Below are 21,521 nucleotides of genomic sequence, written 5' to 3'. Positions count from 1 at the left end.
AGTGAATGATTACATGATTAATAGTATGCAGTTTTTATATTTGGTGGCTTCTTATTTAATTGGAAACATATTGACCGCTTATATAGTAACAAAATTGAGACATAACGTTGATATTAGGGATGAAGGAAGCGGAAATCCTGGCGCAAGAAATATGGGGCGCGTATATGGAAAAGGGTATTTCATCGCTACATTTTTAGGTGATGCAATTAAAGGGGCAATCGTTGTTGCTGTAGCAAAATATCTTTTTGAAGATCCTACATTCGTAATGTTAACATTATTGGCCGTTATTATTGGACATATTTATCCAGTTTTATTTAAAGGCAAGGGCGGTAAAGGTATTTCAACATTTATAGGAGGACTAATCGCATTTGATTATTTGATAGCGCTTACCCTCTTAGGCATTTTTATTGTATTTTATTTAATATTTAAAGGGTTTACGAAGCCAGGACTAATTACGATTGCTTGTTTACCAATTTGTATGATTCTTTATTCTTATTCTATTGTTACCACTATATTAAGTGGAATAATTATTGTACTTATTCTATATGTAAATCGAGAATAAAATGAACTTTTAATAAGTGGGGATAATCTCCACTTATCATTTTTTATTAAATAGATAAAGGAGATAAGGCATGGGGTTAATTTATAAAGTTGCTGATCAAGATTGGGAATTTGAAAGTATACATAAATTGAATTATAAAACTTTTGTAGAAGAGATACCACAACATGAAGAAACGAAAGAACGGTTTCGTATAGATCGGTTTCATAAAGAAAATACATATTTAATTTGTTTAGATGAGGATAGATTAGTAGGTATGGTCGCAGTGCGGGGAAAACGACCATTCTCGTTAGATTATAAAATTTCAAATTTAGATATTTATTTGCAAGAGCATGGAGAAAAAGTGTATGAAATTCGTTTACTTTCAGTAGAACGTGAATATAGAAATGGAAGAGCGTTGTTAGGATTAATTCGTTTTCTACATCGTTATTTGCTTCTAAATGGATATGAATTAGCACTCATTTCTGCAACAACACGTGAACTAGCTTTATATGAGCAAATGGGATTCAAATTTTTCCATACGTTAGTTGGTACAGAAGAAGCAGCCTTCCAGCCAATGTATGTTACCCCTGCTATGTTTGAAGAGTCGAGTGTTGGGGGGATTATGACGAAAGAATATACGTTTTTACCTGGTCCAGTAGATATTGAAGAGAACGTTCGAAAGGCATTTTCTACGCGACCTATTTCCCATCGCTCTAAGTCATTTCAAGTGATGATGGACAATGTGAAAAAACGGTTACTTCACATGACAAAAGCAAAACATGTACAGCTTATGTTAGGAACAGGGACGTTAGCAAATGATGCGATTGCTTTACAGTTACGTTCTTTAAAAGGGAAAGGACTAGTATTAACAAATGGGGAATTTGGTAATAGATTAGTTGGACATGCAAAACGAGCACGGTTACATTTTGATACTTATAAAAAGGAAATGGGAGATCCATTTATTTATACCGAATTAGAAGAAATTATGACAACTGGAAATTATGAATGGATTTGGTTTGTTCATCATGAAACATCTACTGGAATGTTAAACGATTTAAACGAGCTAAATACTCTTTGTAACGAGAATCAAATGAAACTGTGTGTAGATTGCATAAGCTCAATTGGAGCAATACCATTAGACTTGAAGGATGTGTATTTTGCAAGTGGTGTTAGCGGTAAAGCGATTAAATCATATACAGGAATTTCTTTCGTTTTTCATAACCACATTGTAAAAATAAACGAGGCTGTGCCGGCCTATATGGACATTGGCATGTATGAAGAAAATGAAAGTATTCCATACTCACAATCATGGAATTTAATTTATGCATTGCAAGAAGCGTTGAAGAGATTTGAAGATGAAAAGGCATTTGTAAAAATTAAAGAGACATATGATTATGTTGAAGAAGTTATTACTGATATGGGTTTAAGGCTTGTTTCACCTAAAGAACATGCCGCGCCAATTATACTTACTATTGTATTGAGCGAAGATTATTCTTCTAAAGTAGTAGGCGATACATTAGCATTACAAGGATACATCGTTCATTATGAGTCATCTTATTTACAAAAGAATAATTGGATCCAAATTGCATGTTTAAATCATTATAAAGACCGCGATATGAAGAGGATGTTAAATTGTTTGCAAATGTGTTTATTTCAGAGTGGGGTACATATATAAAGACTTTTTCTTTTCGTATAAAGGAGCTACGACTTACGAAAACTTAGGAATAGAACATTGGAAGAGGTGTCAGTATGATAACTAGAAAACTACCATTACATATAGACGATATTAAAAAAGCTCACAAAATTCTAGATAGAAATGCTCGTAAAACGCCATTAGTAAAATCTTTTTACTTGACTAGTAAAACGGGTGGAGAAATTCATTTGAAATTAGAAAATATGCAATTAACGGGTTCTTTTAAATTTCGTGGCGCATTTAATAAAATGTCGCGGCTCACGGATCAAGAAAAAGAAAGAGGTGTAATTGCATGTTCAGCAGGTAATCATGCACAAGGAGTTGCATTATCTGCTCATTTACTCGGTATTAAGAGTAAAATTGTTATGCCAATTTCTGCACCGCAGGCGAAAGTTGAAGCAACTAAAGGATATGGATCTGAAGTGATTTTACATGGTGAAACCTTTGATGATGCAAAGGCAAAATGTGAAGAAATTATAAGAGAAACAGGTGAAACATACTTACATCCATATGATGATGTAGAGGTAATGGCTGGTCAAGGTACAATTGGATTAGATATTCTTGATGATATGTGGGATGTAGATACTGTCATTGTACCAATTGGTGGAGGCGGAATTATTTCTGGCATTTCTGTAGCATTGAAATCTTTTAATCCATCCATTAATATAATTGGTGTCCAAGCAGATAATGTTCATGGAATGAAGGCATCTTACGATAAAGGAGCAATCGTAGAACACTATGAGGCGCCTACTATTGCAGATGGTTGCGCAGTTAAAATACCAGGTGAATTAACATTTGAAATTGTAAAAGAATTAGTAGATGATATTGTAACTGTATCAGAAAAAGAGCTGGAAGTAGCGATGAAAGATTTATTACAACGTGGGAAAGCTGTTGTAGAAGGTGCAGGTGCATTAGCAACTGCTGCACTTCTTGCAGGAAAAGTTGATAGTTATATAAAAGGGAAAAAAGTAGTGGCTGTTATATCTGGTGGGAACGTGGACTTACAGCGCATATCAAGTGTATGTGAGCACTTTTTTGTCGCTAATGAAGTGAAATAGTTTTATGAAAGAAGAGCTAAGAGAAATGATCTTAGCTCTTACTTTTTGTCTACCGTTTACTGTAAGTAGAAATAAACTTGCAAAATTTACTGTTTAAAAATTATTTTATTTACGCGCCTATTTTTACACATATCTTTAATGTTATAATAATTATTTCAATATTGTCGAAACGTAAGCAGAAATTTAATATAATAGTTTTAATGTGCTAATGAGCGGTGAGGAGGGTAGGGCATGAATAAAGAAGAACAGGTCATGAACGGTTTCAGGGAATTATATAATAAGCTGGTTTGGCTTAATAAAGATAAGATGGAAGAGGGTCTTAAAGGTTTTAAGTCTTCTGAAGTCCACTGCATTGAATATATTGAAAACAATGCAGATTCTAACGTGACACAACTCGCAGAGGCTTTTTATGTGACTCGCGGTGCTATAAGTAGAATGACTAAGAAGCTCATACAAAAAGGCCTTGTTGAAAGCTACCAAAAGTCAGAAAATAAGAAAGAAATTTATTTTAGGCTTACCGAACAAGGGAAAGAAATTTATAAAATCCATGAAAATCTGCACAAAGAGTTTCAAGAGCGAGATAAAGCTGTATTTGAACAAGTAACTGAAGAAGAATTCAACAGTATAATTAGCTTTGTGGAAAAGTATAGTAGACATTTGGATGCGGAAATAAAGAAACAAGGTATACATATTAAATCGTAATATATTTTAATAATAAAGTGAAACTTTAATCAGTGGGGGGGCTTCATCTCCACTGATTATCAGCCCTCACCAATCGGGCTTTTACGGGCAGCCTTACTCTAATGAGAATAGGCTGCTTTTTTATTATTTTATTTTTGTTGACTAATCAACAAAAAAGAGTTATTATTTTGTTGACAAAGCAACAATTTTTTTAGGAGAGAAGTTAAATGTCTATATTTAGATTGAAAAATGAAAGGGGAACTGAAAAAAGCATAGATAAACATGCTTTACTATTCGGACTTATTTCTGTATTTCTTTGTGGTATAGGTTTCAGTATCATCATGCCTGTAGTCCCATTCTTAGTACAGCCATATACAAGTAATCCGGAAGAACAAGCATTGGTTGTTACACTACTAACTTCCGTATATGCGGCCTGCGTGTTTTTAACTGCACCAGTACTCGGAGCTTTAAGCGATAAGTATGGCCGTCGTCCATTACTTTTAATATGCTTATTTGGTTCTGCAATTGGGTACTTAGTTTTGGGAATAGGAGGAGCTTTATGGGTACTATTTGCTGGACGCATAATAGAAGGTATAACAGGTGGGAGCATAAGTACTATCTTCGCATATTTTGCAGACATCATTCCAAAAGAGCAGAGAACGAAATACTTTGGATGGGTGAGTGCAGTTGTAGGTGCGGGAACTATCATTGGCCCAACCATTGGGGGGGTACTTGCCAAGTTTGGTGATACTGTACCTATGTATTTTGGTGCAATCATAACGTTAATAAATGTTGTATATGGGATCAAATATATGCCTGAGAGCCTTGAAAAAAATAATAGGTTGAAAGAGATTACGTTTGTAAGGTTAAATCCTTTTGTACAGCTAGCAAACATACTTTCCATGAAAAATTTAAAGTGGTTACTTGTCTCAGCGTTTTTACTTTGGATACCTAACGGATCTTTACAAGCAATTTTCACGCAATTTACAATGGATACTTTCAGTTGGAAACCAGCATTAATCGGACTTATGTTTTCAATTTTGGGCTTTCAAGACATTGTTTCACAAAGTTTTATCATGCCAAAGCTTTTGATCAAGCTTAGTGATAAACAAATAGCAATTCTTGGGATGGTTTCGGAGATTATAGGATACAGTTTTATTGCGGCATCAGCTTTGTTTTCACTCTATCCACTACTTATCGCTGGGATGCTGATGTATGGTTTTGGGGATTCAATTTTCGGACCTTCATTCAACGGGATGCTTTCAAAGTCTGTCAGTTCTAGTGAACAAGGAAGGATTCAAGGTGGAAGCCAATCTATTCAAGCTTTAGCAAGAATGATTGGTCCTATTCTTGGAGGACAAATCTATGTATCACTTGGTCATGCCGCACCTGCTTTTATGGGTATGATTCTTATAGTAGCGGCAATAGCAGTTTTATATAAGGGAACGCATGAAACTGTATAACAGATAGATATAAGAATAAATAAAAGGGAGTCAGAACTTAGGAACAAGTGCTGATTCCCTATTTGTTTACGGTTTGTGAGCTAAGAGAAAAGCTTTTGTTTAGGAATTTATTCTGCTATGCTCTCATGGTGAAGAGTAATATTCAGTGAGGTGGAACTATCATTAATTACAGTTAGCTTTATTTGAAAGTAAAAAGGTAGGTAAATGACTAGATAGTTTCATTATGCTTGTGCTGAAGTAAATAATGACTCCATCTTTATTTTGCTCTTTTCTCGAATTTCAGCATCTGCGTGTCTCATAACGTATTTATGCGCTACAGCGATTGCTAAAACATCATCTAATAAGCCAATCCCAATAATAGCAGCTATATCTGGAATGAAATCGATTGTTAATACGTAATAAGATAAAGCGGCTAATATTATGAATTTCGCTTTAGTAGGTAATTCTTTCTTTTTCATTGTGTAGAATAAAATAATACTTTCATATACGCTGGATTTACCGAGGTTTACAGAGCTTTTTTTGAACTTTTTCCAAAGTGTCTGTTTCTCCATATAAACACTCCTTTTACAAAAACATAGATTTTTTAAAAGGATGGACAAAGAAGTGAGAGATTAATCAATTTTATTGTTTTTCTTAATTATATATTTCCATAAAAATAGGGGAATACCTGTTCAAAATAATATAATTTGGATTATGCAACGATTCACATTGTTCCGTTACATAGTATATATATTGTAAGATGTATGTGGATGATTTAGTTATTATTATGCATTTTATAAGCGGTATGGGGGAAGAAAAATGAAAATAATAGAACTACCAATTGAATTCGAATTTAACGGGCAAAAACAATGTGTTTATCCAAGTTTAATTATAGTACATAATGAATTAACGTTAGTTGATATAGGATATCCAGGCTTTTTACCTTTAATTGAAAATGCAATGTTAAAACATGGATATGAGATGAAAAACTTAAAGAATATAATTATTACCCATTATGATGATGATCATCTAGGGGCTTTATATGATTTCAAATTGAAATATCCTCAAATTAATATTATTGCTAGTGAAATTGAATCTAACTATATTAGTGGTGATATAAAATCAGAGAGGTTGGCTCAAGCTGAAAAAATGCTAGAACGTATGCCAAATGAAGAAAAAGAATTTGGTAAATGGTTTATACAACAGTTAAAAAATATAAAACATATTTCCGTCGATGAAAAAGTACATGATGGTCAAATGATTTTGAATAATGAATGTCAAATAGTAGCGACGCCAGGACATACTTCGGGGCATATTTCATTATATTTTCCGAATTTAGACTGTGTAATTACAGGAGACGCAGCGGTTCAAGAGAATCGAGAGTTAGTTATAGCTAATCCGAATTTTTGTTTAGATATAGAAAAAGCAAAAGAGTCATTAAATAAGATTAAAAGTCTTAAAGCAGCGCAGTATTATTGCTATCATGGAGGAAAGCTTACTGTATAAACTAATGAAAACCGGTCTTTCCTAAATCGAAAAGATCGGTTTTTTAGTTCATATATTTTGCGATTTCAACCAAATCAGTAACATTATATTTCGGTAAAATTGAAATATATATGCAAAGAAGAATATATATATAATTTGAGCAAGGGTATAGGGGGAAAAGATGGGTTCGTGATTTGATGTAATAGCAAATGTTATTTTATTTTATCCTCGAAATGACATGAAATTGAAACACCATATCGCAAAATTAAGTGAATTTGAGTGGTTTCGAAGGCTACACGAAGATACAAAGTATACAAGATTAATTTGGAGTAATAGAAAAATTAAAAAGTTCATTCTATCTTCTACTAATATGCAAGCATTAATAAAATCTGAGAAAAAACAAAAAGAATTTGTCCATCTAGTACAGGATGAATATAAAAAAAGAAGATAAGAATTTTTTTATTTTTCATATTTAGCGAAACAAATGGTACAATGAAAGCTAATGTGAAAAATAAGGAAAAGAAGTGGTCTATTTGAAAAACTTTTTAGAATTAGGAATTAGTGAAACTTTTAATCATACATTACGTGAAAATGGAATTACAGAAGCAACACCAATTCAAGAGAAGGCAATTCCAGTTATTATGTCAGGTAAAGATATTATTGGGCAGGCGAAAACAGGAACGGGTAAAACGTTAGCATTCGTGTTACCGATTTTAGAAAAAATCGATCCAGAGTGTAGTGATGTTCAGGCTTTAATCGTTGCGCCAACAAGGGAACTAGCCCTGCAAATTACAACTGAAATTAAAAAAATGCTTGTTCAAAGAGAAGATATTAATGTACTAGCGATATATGGCGGGCAAGATGTCGCACAACAGTTGAGAAAATTAAAAGGTAATACACATATTGTTGTAGCGACACCGGGACGATTATTAGATCATATACGCCGTGAAACAATTGATTTAAGTAATCTTTCAACGATTGTATTAGATGAAGCGGATCAAATGCTTTATTTTGGTTTCTTATATGATATTGAAGATATTTTAGATGAGACACCTGGTAGTAAACAAACGATGTTATTCTCAGCAACGATGCCAAAAGATATTAAAAAATTAGCGAAGCGTTATATGGATGAGCCGCAAATGATTCAAGTACAAAGTGAAGAAGTAACGGTAGATACAATTGAACAGCGTGTCATTGAGACGACAGATCGTGCAAAGCCAGATGCACTTCGTTTTGTTATGGATCGTGATCAGCCGTTTTTAGCAGTTATTTTCTGTCGTACAAAGGTTAGAGCAAGTAAGCTTTATGATAATTTAAAAGGACTAGGTTATAATTGTGCTGAACTTCATGGTGATATACCTCAAGCGAAACGTGAAAGAGTTATGAAGAGTTTCCGCGAAGCTAAAATTCAGTACTTAATTGCAACGGATGTAGCAGCTCGTGGACTTGATGTAGATGGTGTAACGCACGTATTTAATTTTGATATCCCTGAAGATGTAGAAAGTTACATTCACCGCATTGGCCGAACAGGACGTGCAGGTGGATCAGGTCTTGCAATTACGTTCGTTGCAGCGAAAGATGAAAAACATTTAGAAGAAATTGAAAAAACGCTTGGTGCACCAATACAAAGAGAAATAATCGAACAACCGAAGATAAAACGTGTAGATGAAAATGGAAAACCGGTACCAAAGCCGGCTCCAAAGAAATCAGGTCAAAATCGTCAAAGAGATAGCCGCGAAGGTTCAAGAAGTGAATCAAGACGTGATTCGAGAAATAGCTCGAGAAGTGATTCAAGAAATAGTTCGAGAAATAGTTCTAGAAATGAAAATAACCGATCATTTAATAAGCCAAGTAATAAAAAAGGTAGTACAAAGCAAGGTCAGCAAAGACGTGGCCGTTAAATAGTTATAATTGTAAAAGAGTCGCAAAATATTGTGGCTCTTTTTTTGTTTGTATACAACAAGGATGATGGCAAGAAAAAACAAAAATTTCATTCACCGCATTTGAAATTTATAAAGGAAATTTTATAGTCCAAAACCAGTAGAGCAAGGGTATTACTACCATGTCGCAATTCAAGAACAAGTGCAACGTATGCATGAAAAATATTTAAGCGGAAAAATCGAGAGAAAGCAATTTGTAACATATTCAAACGGTACGGGAATGTTATGCAGTAGCAAAAGAGAACGGAACTTATTATGTCTATTATTTCGGCAGAACACTTTGGTTGAAAGAAAAGGTATTAAAGTGAGCGAGTATTTTCATTACACGTTCCGCAATTATCGAAAGGGGACAAGAGAAGTTTATGAAGAATTTAACTCGTATTGGGGTACGATCGTTGGAAACTGGAAAAATAATTTGTTCTTTTTGTTCGATGGGGAACTCAAGAGGCACAACTGCCATCCTTATTAGTAAATTGCTTACTATGATGATGAAGGTAATGAAGAATGAAGTTACCAGAAGGGACAGCATGCGAAATAAGAAAAAAGGACTAGCAGTCGTACCTGCCGTCCTTTAATAGGAGAAAAAGTAATCTTGTTTAGAACTACGCATAAACAGAAAATCTGCTTGTAATTAGTTTTACCCTAAATATACGTGTCTATACAAAAAAGGGATAAGTAAAAAATACTTATCCCCGGAAGGGAAATCCCAAGCACCAAAATGGCTCGTATTGGTCTGCAGGTTCAAAAGTAGTATATGTAAAACGAAAAATCTCATACAAAAAGCAGACAACGATTTTGGTTGTCTGCCAGTGAGTTCAATGAGTTAGCTAATTGTGATAATTTGCATCCCCATTGCGAGAAGAGTGAAGCTGCTAGTTCAAACAGCTTGTTGGTATTATTTTCGATTTCTTAAAAAATATTCAAGAGGTGAAGAAACATGGAATGTTTAAAAGGTGTTTGTGAAATTAATCAGCTAATTAGTAAAACAAAATAGTTATTTGGGAGAAAGGGAAAATGAATATGAGATGAATTGAAGCTATTGAAGAATTATTTGAAGTGATGAAAGAATACTTTTGGAAGGGAACATCTTTAAAGGGTGAAGCTAATGATTTTAATATTGTATCTTGGCTAATTGAAGAAGCGATCCGTAAAACAAAATAAAGATTTCATTTTGTAGCAATGGGGAATAGATATGTGTACTTATTGGGGGAAAGTAGATAGGGCAAGAACCGGAACAAAATAAAAGAGCGGCTAGCAAAAGCTAACTGCTCAATACAAGGAGATACAGAGAAGACTACTTTAAATGAATGTTGGCATACAGCCCACATTCAGTATTGACCGAATATTTATTTTAAATTCAATTTATTTAAAGTAAACATCCCAACAGATAAAATGGTTGCGCCTGCTACAGAACCTAGCCAGTCTCTCCAGCCTAATGTATTTAAAGATGCATATGTTAAATCCGTAATTAAGAAGATAGCAAACATTAATACACCAAATGCTAAGCATCCCCAAAATGTTTGCAAATATTTAATCATCTTCTTTCGGAACTTGCTCATATAAATCACCCTTATTAATAATTTATATTTTTATAAATAAATTATCACATATAAAAAATTAAAAGTGCGAAATATGCAATATTACATATTGGAACTCAACAAAATACTCCATTGATAAGTACATAGATCGAACGGAGGCATCGTTCTTTTCCTAAAATGAAAGGTGACGATAAGAAACATGAGATACGTTTTAAACAAATTGAGCGGACGTTAAAAAATAAAAATTTATAAAGGAAATAGAAAGTATGGTGTTGTATATGTACGATAATAGGAAACTTTTTGCAAACTAAACATATAATTTTAATAGACCGACAGTCGGTCTGGTGGGAAGGAGAACTTGAATGCGAATTGTAAAGGAGTATGAGGAGCGTAGAAAGGAAATTTTAGAAACAGCTGAGCGTTTGTTTCTTACGAAAGGTTATACGAAAACAACCGTGAATGATATTTTAAAAGAAATTGGTATAGCAAAGGGGACGTTTTATCATTATTTTAAGTCGAAGGAGGAAGTAATGGATGAAATCATTATGAGGATTATTAAAGAGGATGTCACTAAGGCGAAAAGGATTGTCTCCAATCCCGATATCCCCGTTTTAGATAAGTTATTTAAAATTTTAATGGAACAATCACCAAAATCAGGAGATGTCAAAGAAAAAATGATTGAACAATTCCATCAACCAAATAATGCAGAAATGCATCAGAAAAGTTTAGTGCAATCCATTATACATTTATCTCCTGTATTAACGGAAGTTTTAGAGCAAGGAATAGAAGAAGGCATATTTTATACTCCATACCCACAAGAAACAATTGAATTATTACTCTCTTCAGCACAAGTCATATTTGATGATGGTTTATTCCAGTGGAAACCGGAAGAAATGATGAGAAGAGCTAAGGCTTATATTAAAATGATGGAAGTATCTGTTGGAGCGAAAGAAGGGTCCTTTGATTATATGATCGAGGTTTTAATGAAACAGAAATAGCTTTTTTCTGTTTGGGTGTTATAGACCGGCAGTCGGTCTAGACTAAATGAAGGATGTGATGAGGATGCCAGCAAGTATTCAATCTTCCTTGAAAGATTTTCACTTAATGGTAAGTGGTCAAATTATTACTATTTTAGGTTCAACACTATTACGTTTTGCACTGTCTTTATATGTGCTAGATATAACAGGACGTGCCGATATATTTGCAGGGTTATATGCCATAACGAGTATCCCGTTTTTGTTAGCTCCTCTTGGCGGAGCGATAGCAGATCGTTTCAACCGCCGTAATGTAATGGTCATTTTGGATTTTATAAACGCTGCTATTGTATTAAGCTTTATAGTTTTGTTATTAACTGAATCGGTATCTATTTTATTGATTGGAGCAATTATGTTTTTACTAGCAGTCATTAGTGCAATGTACTCACCAGTTGTTATGGCAAGTATTCCGCAATTAGTTCCAGAGAAAAAGTTAGAACAAGCAAACGGTATCATAAATGGTGTGCAAGCATTATCTAATATAGTTGCACCTGTACTAGGAGGAATATTATATGGCATAATTGGTTTGAAAATGCTCGTCATAATAAGTTGTCTTGCTTTCTTTTTATCTGCAATTTTAGAAATGTTTATTACAATACCTTTTATTAAAAGAGCGCAAGAAAGCCATATCATACCGACAATTATAAAAGATATGAAAGAAGGTTTTCTTTATGTTTTAAAGCAACCTTTTATTTTGAAGGCTATGTTACTTGCAGCTTTACTAAACTTAATTTTGACACCGTTATTTGTTGTTGGAGGACCTATTATATTACGAGTAACTATGCAGAGTAGCGATACGATGTATGGAATTGGAATGGGATTAATTGATTTTGCAACCATATTAGGGGCATTGTCAATCGGTTTCTTTGCTAAAAAGTTACAGATGAAAACATTATATAATTGGATGCTTATCATAGCTTTATTAGTAATGCCAGTGGCACTATCAGTTACACCATTTATTCTCAATTTAGGAATCTATCCACCATTTATCCTCTTTATACTTTCTTCTATTCTAATTGCGATGATTATGACAATTGTATCCATCTATGTGATTACTGTAGTCCAAAAGAAAACACCAAATGAAAATCTAGGAAAAGTGATGGCAATTATAGCAGCGGTATCTCAATGTATGGCACCAATTGGGCAAATCGTATATGGTTTTATGTTTGAAGGATTCAGTACGAAAATTTATTTACCTATATTAGCTATTAGTTTCATAATGATAATAATAGCGGTGGTGACGAAGAAAATATTAAGAAATGAAAGGAACTAGCTTCATATGCTTAGAGTATTAGCGAAACCCAACCCTAATCAATTCTTCATCATTTATTTCAATTACGAATCTATATTCTTTGTCTAATAGCCAATAATAAAAACTGACTGCATCAACGTCAACTAGTGATTGGAATACTTTATCAAGATTTGTACTTACTACAGGGATTTCATAGTTATCCCATATTATAAAAATCTGTTCATCAAAATCTAGTTGGTTTGCTCTAATAAGGGAAATTAGTTGTTCTTTGTTCGAAGCTATGAATTGATTATCTATCTGTTCCCAATCTATTCTTCCAGAGACAGTTATAGGAAATAAATTCATTAAAATAGTAGCAATCTGCTGGCTTTTTTCTTGGGGGAAAATGACAGTTTCGTTTCCTAGGGATTCAAGGCATTCATTAAACAAAGGGTTTGTATCATTTCTGTTTTTTGTTTTCAGTGCTCTTAACTTTTGTCGCAATTTCCATTGTCTTGACGATCTATCATCCATTTTTAACATTCCTTATACAATTATTTAAAAATGAGTATAACATATAAGGGAACTCTTTATGAAAAGGAACTTTTTAAATATAAATTAAACAAAAGCGTTATTTGAAAAAAGGGCCTTTTACGGAAAGATAAGAGGCCATCAAAAAATATAACATAAAAAATTTATATTATGTTTATACAATTTGAAAAGTTGGTGGAAATAATAAAGTGTATAAAATTCTTATAAAAAAGCCCTAGGATTAGGGAATCTAGGGCTTCCTCTGTTGGTATATCTCACACGACATTATAAAAAGAAAAGAACTTAATGAAGATAACACATGAATGTTTCGTAAATGTATCAAAAAAGTGAACAAAAACGTTATTTTATTAGAAAAGTATGATTGTATGAAATATCATGTATGAAAGAAGAGGCGTTAGCAAAAATATACCTTAACGAAATCGGCTTTATTTTTCAGCAAAGTATTCTTCTTAAGTGACTCATGTTGTAAAGGTAGCAGCGAAAACAGAAAGAGTTCTTTTTTTGGCAGACTGAGAAATTGTTAGTGAAATACGGATGGGAAAATAGGAACATGATTATTTGAAAGTACGGGAAGAGAAATTGCTAAAATGGCAAGATGTACTTGGATTTTAAAGAAAAAACTCCTATTGAATGTAGGAGTTTTTTCTTTGTTTGAAAGTTCAAAAAGATATATAATAATTTTCTGACTATTAAAAAATGGAGGGGTATTAATGAAAACTGAAATGTTACACACACAAGAAGACATTTTAAAAATGCTTGATTCATTATTAAGACCTGCTGAACCCTTTTGGAATGAGTTTTATGAGAATAGAGAAAAGGATGTTCCGTTTTTTGAAAATGTTCCAGATGAGAATCTAGTTTCGTATATACAAAAAGAGAGAGTTTTAAAAGGGAAGGTATTAGAACTTGGATGTGGTCCAGGTAGAAATGCCATTTATTTAGCGACTCAAGGATTTGATGTAACAGCAGTGGATTTATCTGTAGAAGGCATTAATTGGGCTAAAGAAAGGGCATTGGCAAAAGGGGTAGCAATTCATTTTATTTGTGATTCAATTTTTAATTTAGAGGTTCAAAACGAATTTGGTTTTGTATACGATTCGGGCTGTTTGCATCACATTCCACCGCATAGAAGAATAAATTATGTGGATTTAATTAAAAACTCATTAAAATCGGGTGGTTATTTCGGATTAACATGTTTTGCGGCAGGCGATTTAGATGAGCGAAATGGCTCGGAAATAACAGATTGGGATGTATATAGAGGATGGAGTCTACAAGGTGGTCTTGCATACTCGGAAGAAAAGTTAAGAGAGATATTTAAAGAATTTGAGGTAATTGAGATTAGAAGGATGAAACAAATGAAACGACCGAAAGAAATGTTTGGAGAATCATTTCTTTGGACAGCATTATTTAAGAAGAAATAATAAAGTAGATAATTGACAAACTCATCGTTTTTATAGACAATACACTTATAGGAATATACGTTCGGTTTTTGGCCGACTTATGTTTTACATAAATATATAACAAGGGGCTGTCTCCATATGAGTAACACAAATCAAAAAATTACTACGTTTTTAATGTTTGAAGGCAAAGCTGAGGAAGCGATGAATTTTTATACGTCGCTATTTGATCAATCGGAAATTGTAAGTATTTCTCGCTACGATGAAAATGGACCTGGTAAAGAGGGAACTGTAATTCATGCAACTTTTACGTTAAATGGCCAAGAGTTTATGTGTATTGATAGTTATGTAAATCATAATTTTACATTCACTCCAGCTATGTCTCTTTATGTAACTTGTGAGACAGAAGAAGAAATTGATACGGTCTTTCATAAACTAGCGCAGGATGGAGCAATTCTTATGCCTTTAGGTTCTTATCCGTTTAGTAAAAAGTTTGGCTGGTTAAATGATAAGTATGGTGTATCTTGGCAGTTAACTCTTGCTGAATAAAAAAGAAAAAGCGTAACTTATTTGTTTAATCGATTTAGTTAAAAGCTTGAAAAATTAAATAACATAAAAAAGCGTTCCAACTGTCAACAGGTTTGGAATGCTTTTTTTATGTGGAAGTGAGTTGTTTAAAAGTTAACAATTCTATGATTAGTTTAAATGAATGGAATAGATGTGTAATTTTTTGTCTTTTTAGAATTTTTTTAGTAATTTTTGCATTTATCTGTTAATGTAAATATAGACAACTATGTATGAACTATTAGGCAGGTTAATAGAAAAAGGAAAGCATTAAGCTTACACATTGAATGCAACTAGATCGTTAGGAGGACTAATCGCAATGGATACTACACAACAAAACAGTAATGCATGGGATAAGAAGGTTGAAGAAGGTTCTAGATACACGCAGCCTGTAAGTAGCGAGGTTATTGAGAAAAGCAAATCAGGTGAATGGGAGATTACAGTCACTACGGAAAAATCAGTTCCTAGAAAGTGGTTTCCAAAGTCATTAGATGGATTAAAGATACTTTGCTTAGCATCAGGTGGCGGACAACAAGCACCTGTTCTAGCTGCTGCTGGAGCAGATGTAACAGTTACTGATATATCTAAGAAGCAATTGGAACAAGATGAAAAGGTAGCAAAACGGGATGGTTTGACTTTAAAAACCGTACAAGGAGATATGTCAGACCTTGGTGACTTTGAGGATGAATATTTTGATATTATTGTAAATCCTGTCTCTAATTTGTTTGTAAAAGATGTTCATCTTGTATGGAATGAAGTTTCTAGGGTTTTAAAGAATAAGGGTATTCTTATTGCTGGATTTACAAATCCGTTACTATGGATTTTTGATGATAACCAAGAGCAAAAAGGTATTCTTGATGTTAAACATTCAATTCCTTCATCAACATTGGATTATTTACCAGAGGATGAAGTTCAAGATTACATCGATTCAAATCAAACAATAGAATATGCGCATACTTTAGAAGACCAAATCCAAGGCCAAATTGAAGCTGGTTTTGCTATAACAGGTTTTTATGAGGATGATTTTGGTGGAACAAGGATATTAGATAAGCATATTAAAACATTTATTGCGACAAAAGCTATAAAGTTAAAGATGGATTAAGAATTTTTGCTTGTCGCACGGGGCGTTAGTCGAAGAACGCTCTTAAAATAGAAAAGGATGGTGCTTTTCATCCTTTTCCTTATGTATTTTGATTGTCGAAACTATTCTCAAAACAAGTTTTACACTACCAATTGTATAATTAGGTTATGCTTTTATATTAAGAATTTTGCTGACCAAATCTTTTTCCGAGTTTAGCTAACAATTCAGGTTGATCGCTTTGGCTCATTATAACTTCAATAAAGATAAGTTGATTCTTATTAAAAGTTATATTTGTTAAGACTGCTGCTAATTCTGATTCATTTTCTACTTTAAATGTTAGACTTTTTTCTTCTGCCCCAAATACCATTGATAGTTTATTGTAATCCCACATTTGTATATCATTATAAGGTTGGTTTTGGCCGTGAATGGCACGTTCAACAGTGTATCCGTTGTTATTGATTAAAAATATAATCGGTTTTAAATTATGACGTAGTACAGTTGATAACTCTTGGGCAGTTACTTGGAAAGAACCATCACCAATAATTAAAATGTTGCGCCGTGATAAATTGGCGAGCTGTGTACCAAGTAGAGCAGGCAGTGTGTAGCCGATAGATCCCCATAACGGTTGTCCTACATATGCAGTGTTATTAGGTAGAGGGATAGCAGCACTACCAAAGAAAGGTGTTCCTTGCTCTACAATTAAGACGTCGTTTTCTTGTAAGAAATGGTACATTTGCTGCCAAAAACGTTTTTGTGTGACCATTTGTGCTTTTGGAATGAACTCTTCAGTAAAAGGTGATGATTCTAAAATAAATGGCTTAACGTCAAGGGTATCTTTATTACGATGCTCAATTGAATCACTTAAATGTTGTAAAACATCCTGCATTACAACTGGACCGTATTTTTTATCTATAATTTTCACAGTGTAGGGATGGATTTCTATAACTTGTTCTTTTGTAAAACCTTGTGTGAAGCTGCCTGTAATAGTATCAGTTAACTTCACACCAATACTAATAATACAATCAGATTCATCAATTCTTTTTCGCAAGTACGGAGAACTTACATCACCAGTATAAACCCCTATAAATTGAGGCTGTTTTTCTGGGAATATTCCTTTTCCCATACTTAACGTCGCGATGGGAAACCCAGTTTTTTCTACGAATTGATGTAAATTTTCTTTAGCGTGAAATCGATCTACTTCAAAATCAGCTAAAATAACAGGTTTTTTGGCACTATTTATTTTTGAAATGGCATGTAGAAGCATTTTATTTAATGCTTCTTTATTACTTAAAATCGGTTTATATAAAATTGGTTCTGTAGGTTTATTAATTGGTTTATTATATACATCAATCGGCAAATTAATATGAACCGGGCGTTTTTCATTCCAACATGCACGTAAAACACGGTCAATTTCCTCAGCAGCATGCTCAGGTTTTACATTTGTTTGTGCCACAGTGATTTCTCGATACATATTGGAAAAGTGATCGAACTTTCCATCTCCTAACGTATGATGGACGATTGCTCCATTTTCCATTACTTTTGTTGGTGGCGTACCTGTAATTTTTATAACTGGCACGTTTTCCGCATATGAGCCAGCAATACCGTTAATAGCGCTTAATTCTCCAACTCCGAAAGTAGTAATAAGAGCAGCGATTCCTTTTATGCGAGCGTACCCATCTGCTGCATATGCAGCATTTAATTCATTACAATTGCCAATCCACTTTAAATTTTCATGTGCTACTACATCATCTAAAAAGGCAAGATTATAATCACCAGGAACCCCAAATATATGTTCAATTCCTAATTCGTGTAGTCTATCCAATAAATATGCACTTATAGTATATTGTTTTTTCAAATGAATCATCTCCTAATTATGCAATGAATGTTTCAATAGACTAAATAAGTTCTAATGCGTTGATTAAAATATTCATTACTAGATTGTGGTATAATTTACATACAGGGGGAAAGTAGATGACACAACATAAAGAAGAACAGATGAATGAGGCATTAGCATTATTTTATTTTGCATATAAAACATTTACTGAAAAGCCAGATGAAATTATAAAAGAATATGGCATTCAACGAGTACATCATCGAATTTTATTTTTTATCGCACGTTTTCCAGGGATAAGTGTAAATGAGTTATTATCATTATTAGAAATAAGTAAACAAGCTCTCCACGGGCCACTACGTCAACTTGTGGAAAAGGGCTTAATTGAGAGTAATGAAGCTACACATGACCGCCGTGTGAAACAGTTGTCTTTAACAGAACATGGTGCAGATTTAGAAAAGAAACTGAGTGATGTACAAAGACAACAAATGGGTGCTATTTTTTCAAAATTTGGTGAATCATGTGAGGACAATTGGCACCAAGTTATGAATGAAATGGCAAATAGCCGATCAGGTTTTGATGCTTGGATATCGAAACGTGAAATACCAGTCGATCAAAAATAATGAAAAAACTTCTGTTTTTATCGTTTGAAAAAGAACAAATTTTATCCATACATTTGGCAACTATGATTTGGTCATAGAGTGAATGGATAAAAAGATACATTACTAGATACTTTATACGTGTACGCAATGGAACAATAAAATTCACATTTCCGAAAGGGGAATTATAATGATAAAACTTGTACTTATTCGTCACGGACAAAGCTTATGGAATCTTGAAAATCGCTTTACTGGATGGACAGATGTTGATCTATCAGAGAATGGATTAAGTGAAGCGAGAGAAGCAGGAGCAATATTAAAGAAAAACGGATATACTTTTGATGTGGCTTATACATCAGTATTAAAACGCGCAATTCGGACGTTATGGATTGTACTTCATGAGATGGATCTTACTTGGGTTCCAATACATAAATCTTGGAAGCTAAATGAAAGACATTATGGTGCATTGCAAGGGCTGAATAAAGATGAAACTGCACAAAAATATGGTGAGGAGCAAGTTCATATTTGGAGAAGAAGTGTTGATGTAAGACCACCGGCTCTTACTGAAGACGATCCTCGATATGAAGCGACCGATCCAAGATATAAAACACTCAAAAAAGGTGAATTTCCATTAACTGAATGTTTAGAGGATACGGAGAAGAGAGTACTTGCTTATTGGCATTCAGAAATTGCGCCGACATTAAAAAGTGGTAATAAAGTAATTATTTCATCACACGGTAACACAATTCGCTCGCTAGTAAAATATTTAGATAACCTTTCAAGTGATGGTGTAGTTTCATTAAATATTCCCACTAGCATTCCGCTTGTTTATGAATTAGACGAAAACTTACGTCCGATTCGTCATTATTATTTAAGTATGGATGGAGAAGTACCTGAAGGGGAAATTCCGAAACATATTTCTTTTTAATACGAAAATTTGAAATGAATGCTTGTCTACATATACAATATAGACTCATGGTAAAGTGAAATTTTAATCAGTGGGGGTCTTACTGCCCACAAATAAAAGGATAAAAGACGTGGTACTTTCTAATATATATGCGATGTAGCTAATTTTAGAAGCTTGTCCACGTCTTTTGTCATAAAGAGAGCAGCTTGCGCATGTAATGATATCGTGAGTAGTTTTTTGAATGGAGGGTGATGTGATTAATGATCTCTAACATTCGAATTGGCTTATTTGTTTTAGCGATTGTCTTTGTAGTCCTTGTTTTCTTTTATTGGAAAAATGAGGAGTTGTACGAGGAGAAAAAGCAACGTATTAGAAAGACTTGGTATGGTTTGTTTATCATATCTGTCACCGTGTATTTCATGATAAAAGGAATTGATTTAACCCTCTGGAAAAATCTTTTAATGTTTACTGCAATGGTTATTTTTGTTGATATTGCGTTCATTTTAACGCCTAATATTTCAGAAATATGGGGTGCGAAATTTAGCGATATTGGCAAGACAGTTCAATCAATAAAACGATCATTAATTGCATCTAAAGCGAGAGGGGAAATATACACGACAATTATTCAAAATGTTAATCCAGCAGTATTCGGTACGATGGAATGGCATACGGAAGAGGAATATACAAAGAGCTTAAATGCATTTTTAGATTCATATGGGGAAAAGATTGGCGCGAAAATTGTTGTTTTTGAAGCCGCGAAGGAATTAAATACAAACTTTCGTGGTATTCGCTCGCAATTTAGTATTATCGTTCCGTTAGAACATATCGAGCAATTGAATGAGCAGAAAGCGGTGCAAGTAGAAAATGTCGGGATTATACCAGCAAAAATAGTAAGTGATGTTTTCATTGTTATTGATGGAAAGAAAAATAACCTGCAAGATCGGGATTTTGAAAATGTATATAATTTAACAATACATCATAGTTATTTTAGTAAATAAGGACAGAATCTTTTTCTGTCCTTTTCTTCTATACATAAATTAAAAACAAAATCCGACAAAGTTGAATAAAATTGGACAATCATTCCTACACTAGCAGGTAGAGGTGATTGTAGTGGTAAAAGATTATGACAATGATTTTTTTAAAGAAGATAATGAAGATACAACAGATTTCTCTTTAATAAAAGGGGATACGTTGCAGCAAGTAGAAGAATTAGAAGAAGAATTAAAAAGAAAATCATAAGTGTACACTCTTTCTACATTTGCTATATAATATAAATAAAAGGTTGTATCTTTTTGAAAAGGGGGAGAAGAGATGGCTGAAGTCAATGCACAAAAGTCTTCGTTTTTTAAAGAAAAAAAAGAAGAATCAAATACAGATTTCTCTCTTGTGAAAGGTGCATTAACGGAGAATATAAATCGGTTAGAGAAACTGATGAATAATAGTAGTTCAAAATATATACAGGTGAAAAAAACAAAAGAAAATGCATAGAGCATTTTCTTTTGTTTTTTATTTAATAGTAAACTTATCTTTTACTTTTTCAGGTAAATCTGCTTTCTGAATCTCTTCATAGGACTTTACTTCAATTGATGATATTTCATTTTTGCTATTATCATCTTGATCTACATAAAGGCGTAAAAACGCGTCTTCATTTAATTTATGGGCGTTTTCTTTTTTTGTACTCCTAAATGTAATTTGTTTTTTAACACCATCTTCATCATATGCGGGCAGCGTATAGTTTCGTAAGTTTCTACCATCTACCTTTTCAATAGTTCCTTCGCCTTTTATTTGCATGTAATATACATCTTTACTAATTCTATTTAGTGATGCTCTCTCACAGCCAATAGTAAAACTAGAAAGTAATAAACATAGTGTAATAATTGCTAAAAACTTTTTCATTTTCTTTATCTCCTTTAATGTGTTTCTTTAAAAAGTATACGACTATTATTA

Annotated in this window: 24 protein-coding genes and 1 pseudogene; 20 read left to right on the top strand and 5 right to left on the bottom strand. The window is 33.3% G+C overall.

The annotated features are described in order from the left end of the window. Positions 1–13: 13 nt before the first annotated feature. From plsY to ACTFP3_RS22570, 5 genes are all read left to right on the top strand, one after another. Positions 14–562, top strand: coding sequence for a glycerol-3-phosphate 1-O-acyltransferase PlsY (gene plsY / locus ACTFP3_RS22590; RefSeq protein ID WP_000610870.1), 549 nt, complete (start codon positions 14–16; stop codon positions 560–562). Between the two features lie 70 nt (positions 563–632). Further along, complete coding sequence (locus ACTFP3_RS22585) at positions 633–2,216, top strand: aminotransferase class V-fold PLP-dependent enzyme (RefSeq protein WP_324659756.1); 1,584 nt, start codon at positions 633–635, stop codon at positions 2,214–2,216. Between the two features lie 74 nt (positions 2,217–2,290). Beyond that, on the top strand, positions 2,291–3,292 hold the full coding sequence (gene tdcB, locus ACTFP3_RS22580; protein WP_000632955.1) for a bifunctional threonine ammonia-lyase/L-serine ammonia-lyase TdcB: 1,002 nt from the start codon (positions 2,291–2,293) through the stop codon (positions 3,290–3,292). 231 nt (positions 3,293–3,523) lie between these two features. Further along, entirely contained in the window at positions 3,524–3,994 is a 471-nt protein-coding gene (locus ACTFP3_RS22575; protein WP_001030904.1) for a MarR family transcriptional regulator, read from the top strand. A 206-nt stretch (positions 3,995–4,200) separates the two neighbouring features. Next, on the top strand, positions 4,201–5,436 hold the full coding sequence (locus ACTFP3_RS22570; protein WP_016122504.1) for an MFS transporter: 1,236 nt from the start codon (positions 4,201–4,203) through the stop codon (positions 5,434–5,436). Positions 5,437–5,657: 221 nt separating this feature from the next. Here the strand turns inward: ACTFP3_RS22570 and ACTFP3_RS22565 are convergent, their stop codons facing one another. Then, positions 5,658–5,987 carry a YkvA family protein gene (locus ACTFP3_RS22565; RefSeq protein ID WP_000415088.1) on the bottom strand — a complete coding sequence of 110 codons (330 nt, stop codon included), beginning with the start codon at positions 5,985–5,987 and terminating at the stop codon, positions 5,658–5,660. Between the two features lie 247 nt (positions 5,988–6,234). On the opposite strand from ACTFP3_RS22565, the gene ACTFP3_RS22560 reads away from it, so the two are divergent. The 4 genes from ACTFP3_RS22560 to ACTFP3_RS22545 all read left to right on the top strand — a co-directional run bounded on the left by ACTFP3_RS22560 (position 6,235) and on the right by ACTFP3_RS22545 (position 9,415). Beyond that, on the top strand, positions 6,235–6,921 hold the full coding sequence (locus ACTFP3_RS22560; RefSeq protein WP_440011324.1) for an MBL fold metallo-hydrolase: 687 nt from the start codon (positions 6,235–6,237) through the stop codon (positions 6,919–6,921). A 217-nt stretch (positions 6,922–7,138) separates the two neighbouring features. Continuing rightward, positions 7,139–7,351, top strand: a complete 213-nt coding sequence (locus ACTFP3_RS22555) for a hypothetical protein (protein ID WP_003270560.1) — start codon at positions 7,139–7,141, stop codon at positions 7,349–7,351. Between the two features lie 73 nt (positions 7,352–7,424). Further along, positions 7,425–8,801, top strand: coding sequence for a DEAD/DEAH box helicase (locus ACTFP3_RS22550; RefSeq protein ID WP_003270559.1), 1,377 nt, complete (start codon positions 7,425–7,427; stop codon positions 8,799–8,801). Between the two features lie 470 nt (positions 8,802–9,271). Then, the gene (locus tag ACTFP3_RS22545) at positions 9,272–9,415 is read left to right on the top strand and encodes a hypothetical protein (protein ID WP_003270556.1); all 144 of its coding nucleotides are present in this window, start codon (positions 9,272–9,274) and stop codon (positions 9,413–9,415) included. A 771-nt stretch (positions 9,416–10,186) separates the two neighbouring features. Here ACTFP3_RS22545 and ACTFP3_RS22540 read toward each other — a convergent pair. Beyond that, positions 10,187–10,399, bottom strand: coding sequence for a hypothetical protein (locus tag ACTFP3_RS22540; protein ID WP_336456798.1), 213 nt, complete (start codon positions 10,397–10,399; stop codon positions 10,187–10,189). A gap of 341 nt (positions 10,400–10,740) precedes the next feature. On the opposite strand from ACTFP3_RS22540, the gene ACTFP3_RS22535 reads away from it, so the two are divergent. Beyond that, the gene (locus ACTFP3_RS22535) at positions 10,741–11,376 is read left to right on the top strand and encodes a TetR/AcrR family transcriptional regulator (RefSeq protein ID WP_001223581.1); all 636 of its coding nucleotides are present in this window, start codon (positions 10,741–10,743) and stop codon (positions 11,374–11,376) included. 64 nt (positions 11,377–11,440) lie between these two features. After that, positions 11,441–12,685 carry an MFS transporter gene (locus ACTFP3_RS22530; RefSeq protein ID WP_440011322.1) on the top strand — a complete coding sequence of 415 codons (1,245 nt, stop codon included), beginning with the start codon at positions 11,441–11,443 and terminating at the stop codon, positions 12,683–12,685. 18 nt (positions 12,686–12,703) lie between these two features. On the opposite strand, the gene ACTFP3_RS22525 is transcribed toward ACTFP3_RS22530, so the two are convergent. Beyond that, complete coding sequence (locus ACTFP3_RS22525; protein WP_440011320.1) at positions 12,704–13,177, bottom strand: CDI toxin immunity protein; 474 nt, start codon at positions 13,175–13,177, stop codon at positions 12,704–12,706. Positions 13,178–13,648: 471 nt separating this feature from the next. Here ACTFP3_RS22525 and ACTFP3_RS22520 point away from each other — a divergent pair. From ACTFP3_RS22520 to ACTFP3_RS22505, 4 genes and pseudogenes are all read left to right on the top strand, one after another. Next, positions 13,649–13,807, top strand: a pseudogene (locus tag ACTFP3_RS22520) (ABC transporter ATP-binding protein); the annotation flags it as partial. 98 nt (positions 13,808–13,905) lie between these two features. Continuing rightward, complete coding sequence (locus ACTFP3_RS22515) at positions 13,906–14,616, top strand: class I SAM-dependent methyltransferase (RefSeq protein WP_139849942.1); 711 nt, start codon at positions 13,906–13,908, stop codon at positions 14,614–14,616. Positions 14,617–14,733: 117 nt separating this feature from the next. Beyond that, on the top strand, positions 14,734–15,141 hold the full coding sequence (locus tag ACTFP3_RS22510; RefSeq protein ID WP_000072493.1) for a VOC family protein: 408 nt from the start codon (positions 14,734–14,736) through the stop codon (positions 15,139–15,141). A 334-nt stretch (positions 15,142–15,475) separates the two neighbouring features. Continuing rightward, positions 15,476–16,258, top strand: a complete 783-nt coding sequence (locus ACTFP3_RS22505; protein WP_440011318.1) for a class I SAM-dependent methyltransferase — start codon at positions 15,476–15,478, stop codon at positions 16,256–16,258. 157 nt (positions 16,259–16,415) lie between these two features. Here ACTFP3_RS22505 and ACTFP3_RS22500 read toward each other — a convergent pair whose 3' ends face one another. Next, a complete protein-coding gene (locus tag ACTFP3_RS22500) occupies positions 16,416–18,101 on the bottom strand; it encodes an alpha-keto acid decarboxylase family protein (protein WP_426938094.1) in 1,686 nt (561 codons plus the stop codon). A 107-nt stretch (positions 18,102–18,208) separates the two neighbouring features. Between ACTFP3_RS22500 and ACTFP3_RS22495 the strand changes: the two genes are divergently transcribed. The 5 genes from ACTFP3_RS22495 to spoIISB all read left to right on the top strand — a co-directional run bounded on the left by ACTFP3_RS22495 (position 18,209) and on the right by spoIISB (position 21,062). Next, positions 18,209–18,691: a MarR family winged helix-turn-helix transcriptional regulator gene (locus ACTFP3_RS22495; protein ID WP_242283908.1), complete on the top strand. Its 483-nt coding sequence runs from the start codon at positions 18,209–18,211 to the stop codon at positions 18,689–18,691. Between the two features lie 166 nt (positions 18,692–18,857). Further along, a complete protein-coding gene (gene gpmA, locus ACTFP3_RS22490) occupies positions 18,858–19,595 on the top strand; it encodes a 2,3-diphosphoglycerate-dependent phosphoglycerate mutase (protein ID WP_000594152.1) in 738 nt (245 codons plus the stop codon). 239 nt (positions 19,596–19,834) lie between these two features. Then, the gene (locus ACTFP3_RS22485) at positions 19,835–20,572 is read left to right on the top strand and encodes a type II toxin-antitoxin system SpoIISA family toxin (protein WP_000624977.1); all 738 of its coding nucleotides are present in this window, start codon (positions 19,835–19,837) and stop codon (positions 20,570–20,572) included. A gap of 112 nt (positions 20,573–20,684) precedes the next feature. Further along, positions 20,685–20,813: a hypothetical protein gene (locus tag ACTFP3_RS22480; RefSeq protein ID WP_000237818.1), complete on the top strand. Its 129-nt coding sequence runs from the start codon at positions 20,685–20,687 to the stop codon at positions 20,811–20,813. Positions 20,814–20,885: 72 nt separating this feature from the next. Further along, positions 20,886–21,062, top strand: coding sequence for a stage II sporulation protein SB (spoIISB, locus tag ACTFP3_RS22475; protein WP_426938092.1), 177 nt, complete (start codon positions 20,886–20,888; stop codon positions 21,060–21,062). Positions 21,063–21,080: 18 nt separating this feature from the next. Here spoIISB and ACTFP3_RS22470 read toward each other — a convergent pair whose 3' ends face one another. Further along, on the bottom strand, positions 21,081–21,470 hold the full coding sequence (locus ACTFP3_RS22470) for a YxeA family protein (RefSeq protein ID WP_426938091.1): 390 nt from the start codon (positions 21,468–21,470) through the stop codon (positions 21,081–21,083). Positions 21,471–21,521 lie beyond the last annotated feature (51 nt).

This window comes from Bacillus cereus group sp. MYBK5-2 (assembly GCF_051915685.1).
Classification (GTDB): domain Bacteria; phylum Bacillota; class Bacilli; order Bacillales; family Bacillaceae_G; genus Bacillus_A; species Bacillus_A cereus.
Note: the sequence above shows the minus strand (reverse complement) of the source record. Positions and strands in the feature narration are given on the sequence as shown.

Excerpts from the sequence above, each read along its gene's own strand:
- plsY (WP_000610870.1), top strand. The coding sequence starts at position 14 with ATGATTAATAGTATGCAGTTTTTATATTTGGTGGCTTCTTATTTAATT.
- ACTFP3_RS22585 (WP_324659756.1), top strand. The coding sequence starts at position 633 with ATGGGGTTAATTTATAAAGTTGCTGATCAAGATTGGGAATTTGAAAGT.
- tdcB (WP_000632955.1), top strand. The coding sequence starts at position 2,291 with ATGATAACTAGAAAACTACCATTACATATAGACGATATTAAAAAAGCT.
- ACTFP3_RS22575 (WP_001030904.1), top strand. The coding sequence starts at position 3,524 with ATGAATAAAGAAGAACAGGTCATGAACGGTTTCAGGGAATTATATAAT.
- ACTFP3_RS22570 (WP_016122504.1), top strand. The coding sequence starts at position 4,201 with ATGTCTATATTTAGATTGAAAAATGAAAGGGGAACTGAAAAAAGCATA.
- ACTFP3_RS22565 (WP_000415088.1), bottom strand. The coding sequence starts at position 5,987 with ATGGAGAAACAGACACTTTGGAAAAAGTTCAAAAAAAGCTCTGTAAAC.
- ACTFP3_RS22560 (WP_440011324.1), top strand. The coding sequence starts at position 6,235 with ATGAAAATAATAGAACTACCAATTGAATTCGAATTTAACGGGCAAAAA.
- ACTFP3_RS22555 (WP_003270560.1), top strand. The coding sequence starts at position 7,139 with ATGAAATTGAAACACCATATCGCAAAATTAAGTGAATTTGAGTGGTTT.
- ACTFP3_RS22545 (WP_003270556.1), top strand. The coding sequence starts at position 9,272 with ATGGGGAACTCAAGAGGCACAACTGCCATCCTTATTAGTAAATTGCTT.
- ACTFP3_RS22540 (WP_336456798.1), bottom strand. The coding sequence starts at position 10,399 with ATGAGCAAGTTCCGAAAGAAGATGATTAAATATTTGCAAACATTTTGG.
- ACTFP3_RS22535 (WP_001223581.1), top strand. The coding sequence starts at position 10,741 with ATGCGAATTGTAAAGGAGTATGAGGAGCGTAGAAAGGAAATTTTAGAA.
- ACTFP3_RS22530 (WP_440011322.1), top strand. The coding sequence starts at position 11,441 with ATGCCAGCAAGTATTCAATCTTCCTTGAAAGATTTTCACTTAATGGTA.
- ACTFP3_RS22525 (WP_440011320.1), bottom strand. The coding sequence starts at position 13,177 with ATGGATGATAGATCGTCAAGACAATGGAAATTGCGACAAAAGTTAAGA.
- ACTFP3_RS22515 (WP_139849942.1), top strand. The coding sequence starts at position 13,906 with ATGAAAACTGAAATGTTACACACACAAGAAGACATTTTAAAAATGCTT.
- ACTFP3_RS22510 (WP_000072493.1), top strand. The coding sequence starts at position 14,734 with ATGAGTAACACAAATCAAAAAATTACTACGTTTTTAATGTTTGAAGGC.
- ACTFP3_RS22505 (WP_440011318.1), top strand. The coding sequence starts at position 15,476 with ATGGATACTACACAACAAAACAGTAATGCATGGGATAAGAAGGTTGAA.
- ACTFP3_RS22500 (WP_426938094.1), bottom strand. The coding sequence starts at position 18,101 with ATGATTCATTTGAAAAAACAATATACTATAAGTGCATATTTATTGGAT.
- ACTFP3_RS22495 (WP_242283908.1), top strand. The coding sequence starts at position 18,209 with ATGACACAACATAAAGAAGAACAGATGAATGAGGCATTAGCATTATTT.
- gpmA (WP_000594152.1), top strand. The coding sequence starts at position 18,858 with ATGATAAAACTTGTACTTATTCGTCACGGACAAAGCTTATGGAATCTT.
- ACTFP3_RS22485 (WP_000624977.1), top strand. The coding sequence starts at position 19,835 with ATGATCTCTAACATTCGAATTGGCTTATTTGTTTTAGCGATTGTCTTT.
- spoIISB (WP_426938092.1), top strand. The coding sequence starts at position 20,886 with ATGGCTGAAGTCAATGCACAAAAGTCTTCGTTTTTTAAAGAAAAAAAA.
- ACTFP3_RS22470 (WP_426938091.1), bottom strand. The coding sequence starts at position 21,470 with ATGAAAAAGTTTTTAGCAATTATTACACTATGTTTATTACTTTCTAGT.